The sequence below is a fragment of the Wolbachia endosymbiont of Glossina morsitans morsitans genome, from assembly GCF_000689175.1.
Classification (GTDB): Bacteria; Pseudomonadota; Alphaproteobacteria; order Rickettsiales; family Anaplasmataceae; genus Wolbachia; species Wolbachia pipientis.
Genome location: NZ_AWUH01000037.1, coordinates 1 through 869 on the forward strand (window position 1 = coordinate 1; position 869 = coordinate 869).

Below are 869 nucleotides of genomic sequence, written 5' to 3' on the forward strand. Positions count from 1 at the left end.
ACGTTCTTCAAGTATTTGCTTACTTTAGTTAATTCATGATAATGAGTTGCAAAAATGGCGCGGCACTTATTTACATTGTGAATATGTTCAATCACCGCCTGTGCAATAGATAATCCATCATACACCCCTGTGCCCCTACCAATTTCATCAAGTATCACCAAGGAACGGTCCGTTGCCTGATTTACTATCGTTGCTGTTTCGATCATCTCTACCATGAAGGTAGAACAACCAGCTGTTATATTATCCGTTGCGCCAACCCTGCTGAATATCTTGTCAATCACTCCAATATGTGCACTCTCTGCTGGCACAAATGACCCCATGTGAGCTAAAATTGCAATGAGAGCGTTTTGCCTCAAGAAAGTGCTTTTTCCAGCCATATTAGGACCAGTAATTAGATGTATACCAGCTAAATTGATGCTATTTGCAATGAATTTATCGTTAACTTCAACCACTGGGTGTCTTCCGCTACAGATATTGAACTCTTTGCTGTCATCAATAATGGGTTTTACGTAATTATTTTGCACTGCAAGCTCTGCAAATGCGGTTCTAATATCAAGTTTTGCCAAAGCATTTGCAGCAAGAGCAATTTTTTCAGATTCTTTAGCGACTTCACTACACAGTTCACTAAAAATTTTCATTTCTAAGCCGATTGCAGCATCACGGTTGCCGTAAGAATTTTATTTTCTAGTTCTTTCAATTCATTAGTAGTGTAGCGCATGCTATTTGCTAAGCTTTGTCTATGAATAAATATATCCGAAGTTATTTTGTGATTTGCCGACACTTCAACGTAATAACCGAGTATGTTGTTATGTAATATTTTAAGTGCGGCAATACCAGTTAGGTCGCGATAAGATTCACGGAGTTTGGTT

At 38.4% G+C, this 869-nt stretch carries 1 pseudogene; it reads right to left on the reverse strand.

Annotated elements, in window-relative coordinates:
* A pseudogene (locus WGMM_RS01025) lies at positions 1-869 on the reverse strand (MutS-related protein); the annotation flags it as partial.